The 15376-nt window shown below is 44.3% G+C and carries 17 protein-coding genes; 12 read left to right on the top strand and 5 right to left on the bottom strand.

The genetic code is table 11. The annotated features are described in order from the left end of the window. The first annotated feature begins 2 nt into the window (after positions 1 to 2). A complete protein-coding gene (locus BLP85_RS06390; RefSeq protein ID WP_092819296.1) occupies positions 3 to 752 on the top strand; it encodes a YebC/PmpR family DNA-binding transcriptional regulator in 750 nt (249 codons plus the stop codon). A gap of 103 nt (positions 753 to 855) precedes the next feature. Here the strand turns inward: BLP85_RS06390 and BLP85_RS06385 are convergent, their stop codons facing one another. Continuing rightward, positions 856 to 1326 carry an Lrp/AsnC family transcriptional regulator gene (locus BLP85_RS06385; protein ID WP_092819295.1) on the bottom strand — a complete coding sequence of 157 codons (471 nt, stop codon included), beginning with the start codon at positions 1324 to 1326 and terminating at the stop codon, positions 856 to 858. Between the two features lie 372 nt (positions 1327 to 1698). Further along, complete coding sequence (locus tag BLP85_RS06380) at positions 1699 to 2463, bottom strand: glutathione S-transferase family protein (protein ID WP_092819294.1); 765 nt, start codon at positions 2461 to 2463, stop codon at positions 1699 to 1701. Positions 2464 to 2843: 380 nt separating this feature from the next. Between BLP85_RS06380 and BLP85_RS06375 the strand changes: the two genes are divergently transcribed. The 8 genes from BLP85_RS06375 (at position 2844) to ychF (ending at position 11322) form a co-directional block, all read left to right on the top strand. Next, complete coding sequence (locus tag BLP85_RS06375; protein WP_092819293.1) at positions 2844 to 4046, top strand: SfnB family sulfur acquisition oxidoreductase; 1203 nt, start codon at positions 2844 to 2846, stop codon at positions 4044 to 4046. An 11-nt stretch (positions 4047 to 4057) separates the two neighbouring features. Then, positions 4058 to 5281 carry an SfnB family sulfur acquisition oxidoreductase gene (locus BLP85_RS06370; protein ID WP_092819292.1) on the top strand — a complete coding sequence of 408 codons (1224 nt, stop codon included), beginning with the start codon at positions 4058 to 4060 and terminating at the stop codon, positions 5279 to 5281. Continuing rightward, positions 5281 to 6702: an LLM class flavin-dependent oxidoreductase gene (locus BLP85_RS06365; RefSeq protein ID WP_092819291.1), complete on the top strand. Its 1422-nt coding sequence runs from the start codon at positions 5281 to 5283 to the stop codon at positions 6700 to 6702. Before BLP85_RS06370 ends, BLP85_RS06365 begins: the two co-directional genes overlap by 1 nt. Positions 6703 to 6717: 15 nt before the next feature. Next, the gene (locus tag BLP85_RS06360) at positions 6718 to 7548 is read left to right on the top strand and encodes a MetQ/NlpA family ABC transporter substrate-binding protein (RefSeq protein WP_092819290.1); all 831 of its coding nucleotides are present in this window, start codon (positions 6718 to 6720) and stop codon (positions 7546 to 7548) included. Positions 7549 to 7559: 11 nt separating this feature from the next. Further along, a complete protein-coding gene (locus BLP85_RS06355; protein ID WP_092819289.1) occupies positions 7560 to 8396 on the top strand; it encodes a MetQ/NlpA family ABC transporter substrate-binding protein in 837 nt (278 codons plus the stop codon). Between the two features lie 10 nt (positions 8397 to 8406). Next, the gene (locus BLP85_RS06350) at positions 8407 to 9477 is read left to right on the top strand and encodes a methionine ABC transporter ATP-binding protein (RefSeq protein ID WP_092819288.1); all 1071 of its coding nucleotides are present in this window, start codon (positions 8407 to 8409) and stop codon (positions 9475 to 9477) included. Further along, the gene (locus tag BLP85_RS06345) at positions 9458 to 10117 is read left to right on the top strand and encodes a methionine ABC transporter permease (RefSeq protein WP_092819287.1); all 660 of its coding nucleotides are present in this window, start codon (positions 9458 to 9460) and stop codon (positions 10115 to 10117) included. The genes BLP85_RS06350 and BLP85_RS06345 overlap by 20 nt, the downstream gene beginning before the upstream one ends. A 113-nt stretch (positions 10118 to 10230) precedes the next feature. Beyond that, a complete protein-coding gene (ychF, locus tag BLP85_RS06340; protein ID WP_092819286.1) occupies positions 10231 to 11322 on the top strand; it encodes a redox-regulated ATPase YchF in 1092 nt (363 codons plus the stop codon). 386 nt (positions 11323 to 11708) lie between these two features. On the opposite strand, the gene BLP85_RS06335 is transcribed toward ychF, so the two are convergent. Continuing rightward, a complete protein-coding gene (locus BLP85_RS06335; protein WP_092819285.1) occupies positions 11709 to 12242 on the bottom strand; it encodes an Mpo1 family 2-hydroxy fatty acid dioxygenase in 534 nt (177 codons plus the stop codon). 100 nt (positions 12243 to 12342) lie between these two features. On the opposite strand from BLP85_RS06335, the gene BLP85_RS06330 reads away from it, so the two are divergent. Further along, the gene (locus BLP85_RS06330; RefSeq protein WP_092819284.1) at positions 12343 to 13044 is read left to right on the top strand and encodes a Crp/Fnr family transcriptional regulator; all 702 of its coding nucleotides are present in this window, start codon (positions 12343 to 12345) and stop codon (positions 13042 to 13044) included. Between the two features lie 133 nt (positions 13045 to 13177). Here the strand turns inward: BLP85_RS06330 and BLP85_RS15130 are convergent, their stop codons facing one another. After that, complete coding sequence (locus BLP85_RS15130) at positions 13178 to 13312, bottom strand: hypothetical protein (RefSeq protein WP_265733820.1); 135 nt, start codon at positions 13310 to 13312, stop codon at positions 13178 to 13180. Between the two features lie 269 nt (positions 13313 to 13581). Beyond that, positions 13582 to 14061, bottom strand: a complete 480-nt coding sequence (locus tag BLP85_RS06325; RefSeq protein ID WP_092819283.1) for a hypothetical protein — start codon at positions 14059 to 14061, stop codon at positions 13582 to 13584. Between the two features lie 119 nt (positions 14062 to 14180). Here BLP85_RS06325 and BLP85_RS06320 point away from each other — a divergent pair, with 119 nt between their 5' ends. Together BLP85_RS06320 and ygaH are read left to right on the top strand one after the other, a co-directional pair. Further along, a complete protein-coding gene (locus BLP85_RS06320) occupies positions 14181 to 14921 on the top strand; it encodes an AzlC family ABC transporter permease (RefSeq protein ID WP_409449180.1) in 741 nt (246 codons plus the stop codon). Next, on the top strand, positions 14911 to 15258 hold the full coding sequence (gene ygaH, locus BLP85_RS06315; RefSeq protein WP_092819281.1) for an L-valine transporter subunit YgaH: 348 nt from the start codon (positions 14911 to 14913) through the stop codon (positions 15256 to 15258). Before BLP85_RS06320 ends, ygaH begins: the two co-directional genes overlap by 11 nt. Positions 15259 to 15376 lie beyond the last annotated feature (118 nt).

Below are 15376 nucleotides of genomic sequence, written 5' to 3'. Positions count from 1 at the left end.
GCATGGCGGGTCATTCCAAGTGGGCTAATACTAAGCATCGTAAAGCAAAACAAGATGCGAGCCGCGCTAAAGTATTCACAAAATTCATTCGTGAAATTGTTACAGCTGCCCGTTTAGGCGGTGGTGATGTTGCGTCTAACCCACGTTTACGTGCTGTCGTTGAAAAAGCATTAGTCGCAAATATGACACGTGATACCATCAACCGTGCAATCCAGCGCGGTGTTGGCGGTGAAGAAAATGCTGATTTAAAAGAAGTTACTTATGAAGGTTATGGCGTAGGCGGCGTTGCCGTTATTGTTGAAACAATGACAGACAACTTAAACCGTACAGTTCCTGACGTACGCCACTGTTTCTCTAAAACAGATGGTAACCTGGGTACTGCGGGCTCGGTTGCTTATATGTTTACTAAACGTGGTGAGATTACTTTTGAAGATGTATCTTTGGAAGATCAAATCATGGACGTAGCTTTAGAAGCAGGTGCAGAAGATATTGAAGTTGATGAAGAAGAAATCTTGGTCATTACCACTCCAGAAAGTTTCGGTACAGTTCAAGATGCTTTAGCCGCTGCCGGCCTTAAATCTGACAATGCCGAAGTTGTGATGAATCCATCAACAAAAGCTGAAATCACAGATATCGACCAGGCGAAAAAAATCATGAAGATGATTGATATGCTTGAAGATCTTGATGATGTTCAAAACGTTTATACCAACGTTGAATTTTCAGAAGAAGTATTAGCAGAATTAGATGCTTAACGGTATTTAAAGCAAAAAACGCACCTTTGGGTGCGTTTTTTATGGGCTTGAAAACCTTTTCTATATATAGAACTGTGAACAAAACATAGGATAAGTTTTTAACTCAGATTCGATTAAGCAAGCCGCTACAATTCAGTACCTTATATTCCTTAATCACAAAACTGGAATGTAATGCCACCACATGCTCAATTTTACCAATCCGCTTTAAAAGAATTTCACTATAGTTTTCCATATCTTTTGCAACGACTTCAACAATAAAGTCAGCAGATTGGCCGGTCACCAAAAAGGCATTAATCACTTCAGGAATACTTTCCAGTTCTTCTAAAAACTTGGCGAACGTATCCGTGTCATGTTTATTTAAAGAAACCTGCAAAAGTACATGCAAGCTGAAACCCAACTTGGCATAGTTAATATCACGCTTTAAATGGGTCATGATATTGGCTTCAATCAGATGCTTGATCCGTCGATGCACTGAGCTCACAGAAAGGTTTATACGTTCCGAAAGTTCATTTAAGTTGACATCTTCATGACTCAATATTTCTAGAATCTGTTTATCGAAACGATCCAGTTCCATTTTATACTCTTTTCAATAATCTATAGATACGTAAAATATTACGCTCTCTCTGTTATACAACAATTATTTATTTTTCACAAAGTTTTAATATCCTGAAAATATTTTCCAAAAACTGGTGAACACATAAGAGAAATTTTGCTGTCTACCTCGATTACCGCTGGTCATTTAAGTATAAAAAACGACCAATTGTAATTTTAATTATATATCGAATTTAACACTCATCTACTCAAGTGTCCTGCTCCGGATCACTGCTTATCTTTTATATCTACCTAGAAATTGATTAAAAATTAAATGCTCGAACAAAACAAAAGAATACAGTCATTTGATTTGCAATAATACGCGCGATATAGCGCGTATTTTTAGGTGTTCCTTTTAAACACCGCGCCAATCCACCCGTGCATTACGTTCGGTTTGATAGATGCGCAGCACATATTGTCCCAAGGGTAATGTCATTAGATGCTCTTTATATTGACGAAATTCTTCAGATAAGGTTTCACCCTGCTCTTTTTCCCAGGGTGTACCTGGAATTTCCAGAATGGGGGCAAGCATTGAACAGACAGCAATATCAGCAAGCCCTAGGCGTTCACCGACAAAATAACGTCCATGATTTTCAATCAATCTTTCATTTAAATTTTGGATGATACTGTCCATGTGCAGTTTAGATTCGGCCACCTTGTCTGCATTCAGTTGGTAACCTTTAGAAAGCAGGGCTCTGATAATCGGTTTGGAATATTTTTCAAACTGGCGTAAATAGCCCTTTTCACCAATCAGAATATCTAAAGATTCTTCATTTTCTGTCAAAGTATGGGCCAGCCCCCAACGACGCACGTGTCTGCCCAGTTCGGTGGCAAGCCCATTGATTTCCAAAGCTAGTTGGCGCTGCTGGGGATCAGCACGCAATAAAGAATGTTCCGGATATACGTCATCCAGATATAAGGCAATTTCAGTCGAGTCGGCAATCCAAAAATCTTGATCACGTAAAATAGGTAAACGGTTTTGTCCAGTTTTTAATTGGGCAAATGCACGATGCACTCCTGGAATCAGATTATGCGCCACATAATCCAACTCTTTATGATCGAGCAACCAGCGCGCTTTTTCACAAAAATGAGATAAAGGAAACTGGTATAAAATTCGCATAAAAACTCCGCGTTTATTTTTTTAGTTCTGCCAAGCCAAAACCATCTAATTCAGTCGGATACTTTAGTCACCCTACCCCGGAATTACAATGCGCTTTTTATTCAAAATATTATCTTGATCCTGTCAGTCATACACTTTTTATTTTTATACATTTTTTTGTCTTGATTATCTTTAAAGTAGATATCTCCCCATCAAAATCCTCCAACAAATTTCTTAAAAAATAAAATCATGTTGTTTTTTAAACATTTAATATATCCAAAATAAATAAAAATCTAGCAGTTTTTATTTTAAACAGGATTTTTCATAAGCTTTGCAAAAGCAATTGCTTAATTTTGAATTCGATTACTTGTAGCGTTTTGATATCGATTTAAGGTGTCATTATGTCTCGTTTAATTTCTGAAAATGTTCATGTGATTGAAAACGATCTTGAAGCTATTCATGCTGCTTATCATGTCGCAGATTTTGCTTTGGAAGGTCGCAATGAACGTGATCAACAGCGCTTGTTGCCTTTTGCTGAAATTGATCTGTTCAGCCAGAAAGGCTTAGGTGGAATTCGTATCCCAAAACAGTTTGGGGGTGCATTCGTTTCCAATAAAACGCTTGCCCATGTATTCCGTATTTTGAATAAAGCCGATTCCAGTGTGGGACAAATTCCACAAAACCAGATTGCGCTGTTGAACATGATCCAGATGATGGGTACGGAGCAGCAAAAACAGTTTATTTATCAAGAAATTTTACAAGGTAAACGCCTGGCCAATGGTGGCCCGGAACGCCATACCAAAGATACCAAAACCCTGGCGACTACGCTCACGATTGAAAATGGCCGCTATTTTGTCGATGGCGAAAAATTCTATTCGACTGGCAGCAGTTTTGCCCACTGGCTCGCGATTAAAGCCATCCATCCGGAAGGTCATGTGGTACTGACCCTCGTCAATGCTCAGGCTGAAGGCGTGAATGTGATTGATAACTGGAACGGTTTTGGACAGCGTACCACTTCAAGTGGCACGGTTAGACTCGACCATGTGGAAGTTGATCCGCTGCTGATTTTTGATGAACGCCTGCTTTCCAGCCAGCCCAATTACCGCGGTGCGTATTCACAGTTATTACAGGTGGCCATTGATGTCGGCATTGCTGAAGCCGCCTTTGCCGATACTATTACTGCCGTGCATAAGGCCCGCCCGATTGTGGATGCTCAAGTGGACAAAGCCAGTTTTGAACATTACACCTTACAGGAAGTCGGCAAATCTTCTGTTCTTCTGGATGCAGCCATTTTACTGCTTGATGAAGCGGCTGAATATCTGGATGAACTGGATCGACTAGAATCGGTCACAGATGAACAGGCGGCAAAAGCCTCTATTTTGGTCGCTGAAGCGAAAATTTATGCCAACGATGCAGCCCTGCACATTTCAGAAAAATTACTGGAACTTGGCGGTAGCCGTTCCAGCCTGAGCCAGCACAACCTGGATCAGCACTGGCGCAATGCCCGTGTACATACCTTGCATGATCCGGTGCGATGGAAATTGCATGCGCTTGGGGATTATTACCTGAATCATAAACTCCCTGCCCGCCACGCCTGGATTTAAGGACACTGCCCATGACTTCATATCAAAATATTCTTCCTTTTCAATCGGAACAACTGGCGCATGCACACATCATTCAGTCTGATGCAGAGGCGCTGGAAATTGCACATAATTTAGCGGAACAGTTCAAAGCTGGAGCCGTGCAGCGCGATGCCGAGCGTATTCTCCCATTTGAAGAAATCGAAGCCTATAGCCAGTCTGGACTCTGGGCAATCACGGTACCGAAACAGTATGGCGGTGCAGAGGTATCCAGTTATACCGTCGCGCAAGTCATTGCACTGATGAGTGGTGTAGATGGTTCGATTGGCCAGATTCCTCAAAACCATTTTTATGGCCTGGAGATCCTGCGCAATAGCGGCACCAAACAGCAAAAACAGAAACTCTATGCTGAAGTGTTAAAAGGTGCCCGTTTTGGCAATGCCCTGGCCGAGTTTAAAACCAAAACTGCTGCACAGCGTCAAACCGCGATACGCAAAACTGATCAGGGCTATGTGATTAATGGCGAAAAGTTTTATTGCACCGGCAGTTTATTTGCTCATCGCATTCCAACACTGGTGGTCGATGAACAGGATCAGCAGTTCCTGGCTTTTGTTCCGCGTAATAGCGAAGGTCTGACTTTAATCGATGACTGGAGTGGTTTCGGGCAACGTACTACAGGCAGCGGCACAGTGAAATTCAATAATGTGCAGGTGCTCGCTGAAGATGTAGTGCCATTTGATATTGCCTATTCAGAGCCAACCATCTCGGGTCCGTTTGCGCAATTGCTGCATGCCTCGATTGAAACCGGGATTGCCCGTGCCGCTTTTGAAGAAACCTTAAAGCGTGTGCGTCAGGCCCGCCCGTGGATCGATTCTGGCGTAGATCAAGCCACCGACGACCCTCTGACAAAATTTGAACTGGGCCGGATTGTCGCCGATGTGCGTGCCTCTGAAGTTTTACTGAAACAGGCCGCTCGCTCGATTGATGCCGCCAGACCTGCACCAACCGCAGAAAATGTCGCTAAAGCCTCTCTGGATGTTGCCAAAGTGCGTGCACACAGCACCGAAACTGCACTCAAAGCCTCCTCAAAACTGGTTGAACTGGCCGGTAGCCGCGGCAGCCAGCGTGAAGATGGTCTGGACCGCTTCTGGCGCAATGCCCGCGTGCATACGCTGCATGATGCTTCGCGCTGGAAATATTATTTCATTGCCAATCATATTTTAAATGGCGTACTGCCACCGCGTCGGGGGACATTGTAATGACAAAAACATCACAATTCGTACCCAAGAAAATCTTGCTGAATGCTTTTGACATGAACTGTGTCGGTCATATCAATCATGGCTTATGGACCCATCCGCGCGATGAGTCACACCGCTTTAATGAGCTGAGTTACTGGACAGATTTAGCCCAAACTCTGGAACAAGGACTGTTTGACGGCCTGTTTATTGCCGACATTACTGGGGTGTATGATGTCTATCAAAACAATATCGACCTGACGTTAAAAGAATCGATTCAGTTACCGAGCCATGACCCCAGTACTCTGGTTTCTGCCATGGCTGCTGTGACGCAAAACCTTGGATTCGGTATTACCGTCAATTTAAGTTATGAATCGCCTTATCAGTTTTCCCGTCGTTTTGCCAGTATGGATCATCTGACCAATGGCCGTATTGGCTGGAATATTGTCACCGGTTATCTGGACAGCGCACAGCGATTAATTGGTGAAAAAGGCCTTAAAGACCACGACCTGCGCTATGAACAGGCCGAGGAGTTTTTACAGCTTTGCTATAAGTTCTGGGAAGGCTCCTGGGAAAATGATGCAGTGCTCAAAGATAAACAAAACCGTATCTTTACCGATCCGGCCAAAGTACATCAGGTCAATCATCAGGGCCAATTTTACCAAAGCCAGGGTGTGTTTCAGGTTTCCCCTTCCATTCAGCGCACCCCGGTATTATTTCAGGCCGGTGCTTCACCGCGTGGAATGGCCTTTGCCACCCGGCATGCGGAAGGCATGTTTATTGGTGGAGATCAACCGGAAAAAATCAAAAAGCAGGTCGATCAGATTCGTCAGCAAGCCATCAATCAAGGACGCAATCCTGAAGATATTAAAATCTTTGTCGGCATTACTGTGGTGACTGCGGAAACCGATGAACTGGCGCAGCAAAAACTGGATGAATATCAAGCTTATGCCAGCCCTGAAGCCGGTCTGGCGCATTTTTCCAGTTCGGTCGGCATAGACCTGTCCAGATTTGCCGATGATGAGCCTATTCCTTACCAGCAAACCAACAGCATTGCTTCGGTCAACAACAAGTTTAAAGAACAGCGCATCAGCAAAAACGACTTAAAAGCCCAGCATGTATTAGGCGGCCGTTATCCGCTGATTGTCGGGAGTGGCGCCACTGTGGCGGAAAAACTGATTCAGCTGATTGATGAAACCGGCATTGATGGCTTCAACCTGACCCGTACCGTTGCGCCTGAATCGCACCATGATTTTATCCGTCTTGTGATTCCTGAATTGCAGCAGCGTGGTCGCTATAAGACTGAATATGAACCAGGCAGTTTAAGACACAAACTGTTTAATCAGGGAGACCAGCTTGCAGATTCGCATCCGGCACAACAATTTCGATGTCCAAGCTCCGCCTCAACTTCGAATTCCAACTTAAAGCAAAAACAATCCGCATAAATTTTGAGGTGCAACATGGCACAAACAGCAAAAACCAAACTGACCATTCTTGGGGTCATTATTGCCGCCGTCATTATTGGACTGGCGGTCTGGAACCAACAAAAGAAATCCGCTTCGGATGAACTGGTGATTGGCATCAGCCCATCCTTTGCCACGCCTTTACAGGTGGCAGCAGTCGAGGCCAAACAGCAAGGCCTGAACGTGAAACTGGTGGAATTTTCCGACTGGAACACGCCCAATATTACCCTGAATCACGGCGATATTGATGCCAATTTCTTTCAGCATCAACCTTTTTTGGATAATGCCAAAAAAGAAACTGACTTTAAGATCAAAGCCTTTGCCAAAGGTGCAGCCACGCATGTGGGTTTATATTCCAAGAAAATCAAAAGCTTTGATGAGTTAAAAGATGGCGCCAAAGTTGTGGTTCCAAACGACCCTGTCAACCAAGGTCGTGCTCTACTGTTATTGCAACAAGCCAAACTGATTACCCTGAAGAATCCTGAAAATCATTTATCGAACCTAAAAGACATCGCAAGCAATCCGAAAAAATTGCAGTTTGTTGAAGTGGAAGGCCCTCAAACCGCACGTGCCATTGATGACGTCGATCTGGCTTTTGGTTATCCGCACTACTTGCGTCTGGCAAAAACGGCTGATCCTGAACAGGCGCTGTTATTTGACTCTAACAAGGACAACCGTTATGCCATCCTGTTTGCCGTGCGTGAAGATTATCAAGATACAAATGACAAGCTGAAAAAATTTGTCGAGATCTATCAGAACTCGCCAAAAGTGAAACAGGCTCTGGATGCAGATTTCGGTGCCAAACTCTGGTTCCCGGGCTGGAAATAAGGGGTTAAATCATGTCTCAAGTTTCCAAACTGAACCTTAAAAAACTGCTGATAGGTCTCACTGTCCTTGTCATCATTGCAGGATTAATAACCTATCGTTATGTGCAAAACCCGCAACAGGATAATGTCCTGACGATTGGTATTAGTCCGCCTTATGCAGAACTATTACAGACAGTTGCAAAAGAAGTAGAGAAAGACGGCATTCATGTCAAACTGGTGGAGTTTTCAGACTGGCAGGCTCCCAATGTTGCGGTACAAAATGGCGATATTGATGCCAACTTTTTCCAGCAAAGCGTGTTTTTAAAGAATGCGATTCAACAGACCCGTTATGACCTGCATGCTTTCGGCATCGGCAGTGGCAGCCATGTCGGTTTGTATTCCAAGCAATATAAATCCTTAGAGGCCTTGCCACAAAATGCACGTGTGGTGATTCCCAGTGATCCTGTGAACTCAGCTCGTGCATTGATTTTGCTGCATCGTGCAGGCCTGATTCAAATCAGAGATATCCATAATGAGCTATCAACCCTGCAAGATATTGTGGCCAATCCAAAACAGCTTAAATTTTTAGAAGTGGAAGGTCCGCAAACGGCTCTGGCCTATGACGATGCCGATTTGATTTTTGGTTTTCCGCATTATTTAAATATGGCGAAAAAAGCCGATCCTCACAGTGCCCTGTTTTTAGACCCGGTGGACAAGAAATACGCCATTCTTTTTGTGACCCGAAAAGATTATGTCGATCACGATAAAAAGCTCGAAACCTTTGTCAAAGCTTTCCAGAACTCTGCAAAAGTAAAAACAATTTTAGACCGGGATTTTGGTACAGGCATGTGGTTTGAAGGCTGGAAATAAGGTGAATACTATGGTGAGTTTTGGTTCTCAGGTGGACTTTTCCGTCCCGCATATCAAGATCAGAAACCTGAACAAATATTATGAAGTACAGGGTAAATCCGTACATGCCTTGAAAAACATCAACCTGGATATTCCGGAAGGAAAAATCTTCGGGATTATCGGCAAAAGTGGTGCAGGTAAATCTTCCTTGCTGCGTACCTTAAATGGTCTGGAACAGATCAGTGAAGGACATATCCACATTCACCAGCAAGATCTGGCAGAACTGAAACATGCTGAACTGATCCAGCTGCGTCAGCGCATTGGCATGATCTTCCAGCATTTTAACTTGATGTCTGCCAAAACCGTCTGGGAAAATGTTGCCCTGCCGCTGAAAGTTGCAAACTATCCCAAACATGAAATTGAAACGCGGGTCAATGAAGTGTTGCAACTGGTCGGGTTGGGCAATAAATCGCAGAACTATCCTTCACAGTTGTCTGGCGGGCAGAAACAGCGCGTCGGCATTGCCCGCGCACTGGTGCATCATCCGGAAATTTTACTCTGTGATGAAGCAACCTCTGCCCTGGACCCGGAAAGTACTTCTGTGGTGCTGTCCCTGCTCAAAGAAATCAATCAAAAGCTCGGGATTACCATTGTGCTAATTACCCATGAAATGCAGGTCATTCGTGAAATTTGCGATCAGGTGGTGGTGATTGAACACGGTGAAATTGTTGAAGCAGGTGAAGTCTGGTCAGTCTTTTCCAATCCGCAGCAAAATATTACCCAGGAACTTCTGAATCTGGAACAGCTGGAATTGCCTTTTTCACTAACGCCAGAGATTATTGCCGACAGCTCACATAGCATTTTAAAACTGCGCTATGCCTCCAGTGTTCAGCACGCCCCGGATTTAAAAGTGATTTTCGAGCAGTTTGAAACACCAGTGCATTTGTATCAGAGTCATATCGACAGCATTCAAAACCATCTGGTCGGCAGTTTTATTGTCGCTATCCCCGATCTGCATATAGATACCACACTACTCCAGCAGAAATTAAAACAGTACATCGCACAGATTGAGGTGATTGGCTATGCACGACCAGCTTATTGATTTATTACTTACTGGCACCATTGACACGCTATTGATGATCGGCGTATCCGCCATTGTGGCTTTTCTGATTGGCTTGCCTATCGCGATCATTTTGGTCAGCACCTCCGAACATGGCATCTATCCATCCAAGCCTATTAATCAGGCCTTGGGCTGGGTGGTCAACATTACCCGTTCGGTACCATTTTTAATTTTAATGGTGGCGCTCATTCCACTCACTCGCTGGATTGTTGGCACCAGTTATGGGGTCTGGGCCGCGGTGGTACCTTTAACCCTGGCAGCCACACCGTTCTTTGCCCGTATTGCAGAAGTCAGCTTACGCGAGGTCGATCAAGGTCTGATTGAAGCCGCCCAGGCGATTGGCTGTAACCGCAAGCAGATCATCTGGCATGTGCTGCTGCCTGAAGCCCTGCCCGGGATTGTGGCCGGTTTTACCGTGACTTTAGTCACCATGATCAACTCCTCGGCAATTGCCGGTGCCATTGGCGCAGGCGGTTTGGGCGATATTGCCTATCGTTATGGTTATCAGCGTTTTGACATGCCGATTATGCTTGCCGTAATTGTAGTGCTGGTGATTCTGGTCATGCTGGTGCAGGCCACGGGCGATAGCCTCTCCCGTCAGCTGGACAAACGCAAAATTTAAATCCCTATCCATTTTAGGAGTTTTCAACAAAGCATCCAGCCATGACCTGACTTTGTCATGGCTTTCATGTAAAATCAGCGGCAATTTTTAAATAACACGTTGTGAGTCATTTCATGGGTTTTAATTGCGGTATTGTCGGCTTGCCGAACGTTGGTAAATCTACACTTTTCAATGCATTGACTAAAGCTGCTATTGCTGCAGAAAATTTCCCGTTCTGTACCATCGAACCAAACACCGGTATCGTGCCTGTACCTGATCCACGCTTGGACAAACTGGCTGAAATTGTCAATCCGCAACGCGTGCTTCCAACCACCATGGAATTTGTAGACATTGCCGGTCTGGTTGCCGGTGCCTCTAAAGGCGAAGGTCTGGGTAACCAGTTCCTGGCCAACATCCGTGAAACTGATGCCATTGCACACGTGGTGCGTTGTTTTGAAGATGAAAACGTGATTCACGTCAATGGTAAGATTGACCCGCTGGATGATATCGCGACCATCAACACGGAACTTGCACTGGCTGACCTGGAAACTGTGACTAAAGCGGTTACGCGTCTGGCTAAATCTGCAAAAGGCGGCGACAAAGATGCACTTGCCACCAAAGCCGTTCTGGACAAAATCCTGCCTTTACTGGATGAAGGCAAACCTGCACGTGCAGCCAATCTGGATGATGATGAACGCAAACTGGTACGCGGTTTCGGTTTAATGACTTTAAAACCGACCATGTATATTGCCAACGTGGCTGAAGACGGTTTTGAAAACAACCCGCATCTGGAAGCTGTTAAAAAATTGGCCGCTGAAGAAAATGCGATTGTGGTTCCACTGTGCAACCAGATTGAAGCTGAAATTTCACTGCTTGAAGATGAAGACCGTGCTGAATTTTTAGAAGCGATGGGCATGGAAGAACCAGGTCTGAACATCGTAATCCGTGCCGGTTACAGCCTGCTTGGCTTACAGACTTACTTCACTGCGGGTGTACAGGAAGTTCGTGCCTGGACCGTGAAAGTCGGTGCGACTGCACCTCAAGCAGCCGGTGTGATTCACACGGATTTCGAAAAAGGCTTTATCCGCGCTGAATGTATTGCTTATGATGACTTCGTGCAGTACAACGGCGAAGCTGGCGCGAAAGAAGCCGGTAAATGGCGTTTGGAAGGCAAGACTTACGTGGTTCAGGACGGTGATGTGCTGCACTTCCGTTTTAACGTTTAAGCCATTCTGACGTTTCAAAACAGCTTAAAAAGCCAGCATCATGCTGTAATGCCAGTCAGTTAAGAAATTGACTGGCATTTTCTTTTTTAAAGTCATGATTATATTTGACATGTGGAAAAGTCATCCGCAACTGTTTGAGGCATGACTACATTAAAAAATGATTGTTTCTGCGACAAATTTGCTAGTTGATGGTGGCTGACGAGTTTTGCGGATGACAAATGCCTTTGGTTACTTTGGGCGAAACCAAAGTAACAAATGAGCTGAAACAGTTTGATTTAAAACGGCAAGACTCCGCCGTGAATTACTTAAAAATTAAAAAGTCTATTTCTAAACTCCTTAACTGATCAGCATTAAGTATGATGCTGGCTTTTTTATGTCGAACTTTTTCAGTTCAGGCTTACCGTCTGGGCATCCATTGCAGCACGTTGCTTGCGTGCTTCTGCCAGCATGCGTTGCTCCAGCTCTTTTCGAAATCCAAACATAAACACCATTTCAGCCAATACAAATAAAGGACCGATTGCTAGGCCAATCACATCATCCATAAAAGCCGGTTTTTTCTTTTCATAAAAATGGCCCACAAACTGGAATACCCATCCCACCACAAAAATGCCAATACTTAAGCTTAACCAGACCGCCGTATCCAGCTGGGCAATCCTGTAAGCGAATGGATAAGCAAGCGCATAGATGAGCAACATGATCAGGCCAAAGATGCGGTCCAGGCTGAGATAATACAGCGTACTGGCAAGCAATAGCCCTAAAGCCAGCGTCAGCTCAACACCTGAAATGATCACACCGGCACGTGCAGTCAGGCAGATAATAGAAAACACAATCAATGGAATGCCAATAAAATGGGTATAAATATTTTTCTGGTCCAGATGATATGCTGCATACTGGCTCAGCAGCTGTTCTAGTTTGGTCATGACCGTTTCCTTGTTAGACTTATATTTTATTTCACTATATAAAAAAATACCCGGACAAGTTGTCAGCTAGCCGACAACTGACATTAAAAAAGGAATAACAATGCTCGAACCGGTTTATATCGATCATTTACAGCAGAATATATGGTTTGCACAATTGTCAGCCGAATTTAAGCAGTTCATTATCCAGCATGCCGTGCAGCAGCGTTTTGACAAGGAACACGCGATTTTTCATGCCGGTGATTCATTTAATGGCATCTATGCCGTTTTAGAGGGTGCCGTTCGCCTGGGCTATATTGATATTCATGGCAAAGAGTCGGTGGCTGCCATTGTTGAACCGATTATGTGGTTTGGTGAAATCTCGCTGGTTGATGCCCAGCCCCGTTCCCACGATGCCATTGCCACGCAAAAAAGTCTGATCCTGCATATTTCCAGTACCGCCCTGCAATCACTGCTGCAACAGCATCCGGTTTTTTGGTATCACATCGCGCAATTGACCAGTCAAAAGTTGCGCTTTGCTTTTCTGGAGCTGATTTCCATTCAAACGCAAAGCATCAGCCAGCGTTTGGCACAGCGTTTGATGTTTATTTTAAATGGCTATGGCAATCATTTAAGTATTGAAAAGAATGTCATTCATTTATCTCAGGAACAACTGGCTCAAATGCTGACCTGCTCCCGGCAGACCATCAATCAGGAACTGCAAGCTTTGGAACAGCAAAATATATTGCGCCTATCTTTTAAGAAAATTGAGATTGTAGATGTACCGAAACTGCATCGCATCGCGCATGCCTTTCCCAATCTTTAAATCGGAACATGAAGAAAATTTTAAATCATGAAAATAATTCAGCGATGTATCGCGTTGCGGTATCAGCTGTGTTTGGGTCAAGCCTGACAGGTGAATGACTTACCGGATGACGCATTTATTTTATTTATCGTGTTTATGAACGTAATTGACACACATTGACATCATCAAACCCATTGGTGCATGGCGCAACTTCATGTTCATTGTCCAATGACGCCTGGATGGCCTGTAGCGGCTCTGCAGCTGTGGCAACACTACTTAAAGCACTCAAAACGACAGCCATACTTATTGATAAAAACACTTTATTTACCATCTTTATTACTCCTGATTCTTTTAAAGTTAAATAATTCTTGAATTTATTTAAATAATATTATAATAACAATGTCTATTATTATACATATTTTATCGTTTTGTGATAATTTAATATTTTTATCAGGTTATCACTTTATCTTCTCACTCATTCTTTAAAGCTATAAATAAGAACCTGCTTAAACATTTAAAATATAAAAAAACGAGGCCATTGCCTCGTTTGCTTTGCATTTAAACGCCGATCTTTTTCGGGTCGGTATTGCCCAGCTGCGGATGCTCAATCGCACCTTTACATTGCTGTTTATCGCGTTCGTAATCGGCCTGCTTCTGCGCCACTGTACTGGATTGCTCCATCGTCTCACGCGCCCAGATTTCCAGACTGGTCAATGCCTTACGACATAAGGCATATTTTCCCTCAGTCACGGAATCGGTCATTTTGACATTAATGCGCCAATCTGTACTGAGCTTGCGAGCCGGCTTACGGACTTGTTCATCAATCAGATCCAGCTGTTTCTTATACACCAGACCATCCACCCTGTTAATGAATGTCCAGGCTTCATGCGCATAAGTCGTTGCATCATTGGTCAGTTTGGGTGCGGGTTTAATTTCAGCTTTTTCTGTTTTTTCGCCATCATTTCCACAAGCCTGCAGCAAAACACTACTGCACAATAAAGAAACGATCAGCATTCCACGTGTCTTCGACATCAACATATCAGGCTCGCTTAGATAAACAATTCGGCACTATGCTAGTGAATTCGAGTACAATACTCAATCATCATTTGACCTGTTGTTCAACTCTCCCGCAAAGGTGTGTCGTGTCTGAGGACAAAATCCCTCCAATTCAAGCTGCCGGCTTTTGGCAAGGTGCTAAAGACAGCCAAGCCATTATTTTTACTTATCTTCCTGTTTCATTTGCTTTTGGTGTTTCGGCCAGCCAGTTCGGTTTTAGCTCCTGGGAAGCGCTGTTTTTATCCTGCTCGATGTATGCCGGTGCCAGCCAGTTTCTGGTTGTCGCCTTACTGGGCAGTGGCACCTCCATCTGGATGACCGCCCTCACCGTGATTGCACTGGATATTCGACATGTGCTTTACGGCCCAGCCCTACAAAACCTGATTCAGGACAAGCTGAATTTAAAGAAAACCGCCGTCTGGGCCTGGGGCCTGACCGATGAAGTGTTTGCCTCGGGCATGATTAAACTGTCGCAACGCCGTCAGGAATGGTCAGAGTCCTGGATGCTGGGCTTAAGCCTGTTTAGCTGGATGTCCTGGGCTTTAGGTTCTTTCCTGGGTGGATTGTTCGCCGATCAGGTCAGTGCCTTGCCGCAGTTTTTACAGGCCGCCCTGGATTTCCTGCTGCCGGCTTTATTCCTGAGCTTCCTGCTGGCTGCCTTTGAAAAGAAACATACCTTTATTGTCACAGTCTGTTTAATTGTTTCAGCAATTGCCTGCTATTTCATTAATTTGTCTGCAGCCATTTTTATAGGGATTCTATCCGGCATTCTGGCCGGCTTATTTAAGCACTATGTTTTAAAACAGCATGATGATGCACTGGGAGAAGCCCATGAATCTTGAAATTATTCTGGTCGGGATTATTGTCGGGATTGCCAATTTTGCTTCGCGTTTTGGTCCTTTTTATGTCATTCAGAAAAGTCGGCAAAACGCTCAAAAGCGTGGCTCGGTCTGGATCAGAATTGCTTTAGGCAGTATTGGCATTGCCGCTATCAGCTCCATGCTGGTGGTGGCGACACTTCCGCCACTCATGGAAAATCCGAATAAAAGCTTTGCCATGCTGGTCGGTTTTTTAACCTTAGCCGGGCTGTATTTTAAGTTCAAGAAGATTGTTCCGGCGACTTTAACCGCTGCGCTGGCCTATGGCGTGATTTATACTTATCTGCCGGTTTCCTTTTAAACCCTGTATACAAGTCCCTCTTTTATAAAGAGGGATTTAGGGAAATTTTTAAAGCACTTTATAAATAAAATTGTTGGACAATATCATTATTTTATGTGAATCCGGGCTTAATTCGGCA

The sequence above is a fragment of the Acinetobacter kookii genome (assembly GCF_900096895.1).
In the GTDB taxonomy this organism is placed as follows: domain Bacteria; phylum Pseudomonadota; class Gammaproteobacteria; order Pseudomonadales; family Moraxellaceae; genus Acinetobacter; species Acinetobacter kookii.
This window is presented reverse-complemented; position numbering and strand designations above follow the sequence as displayed.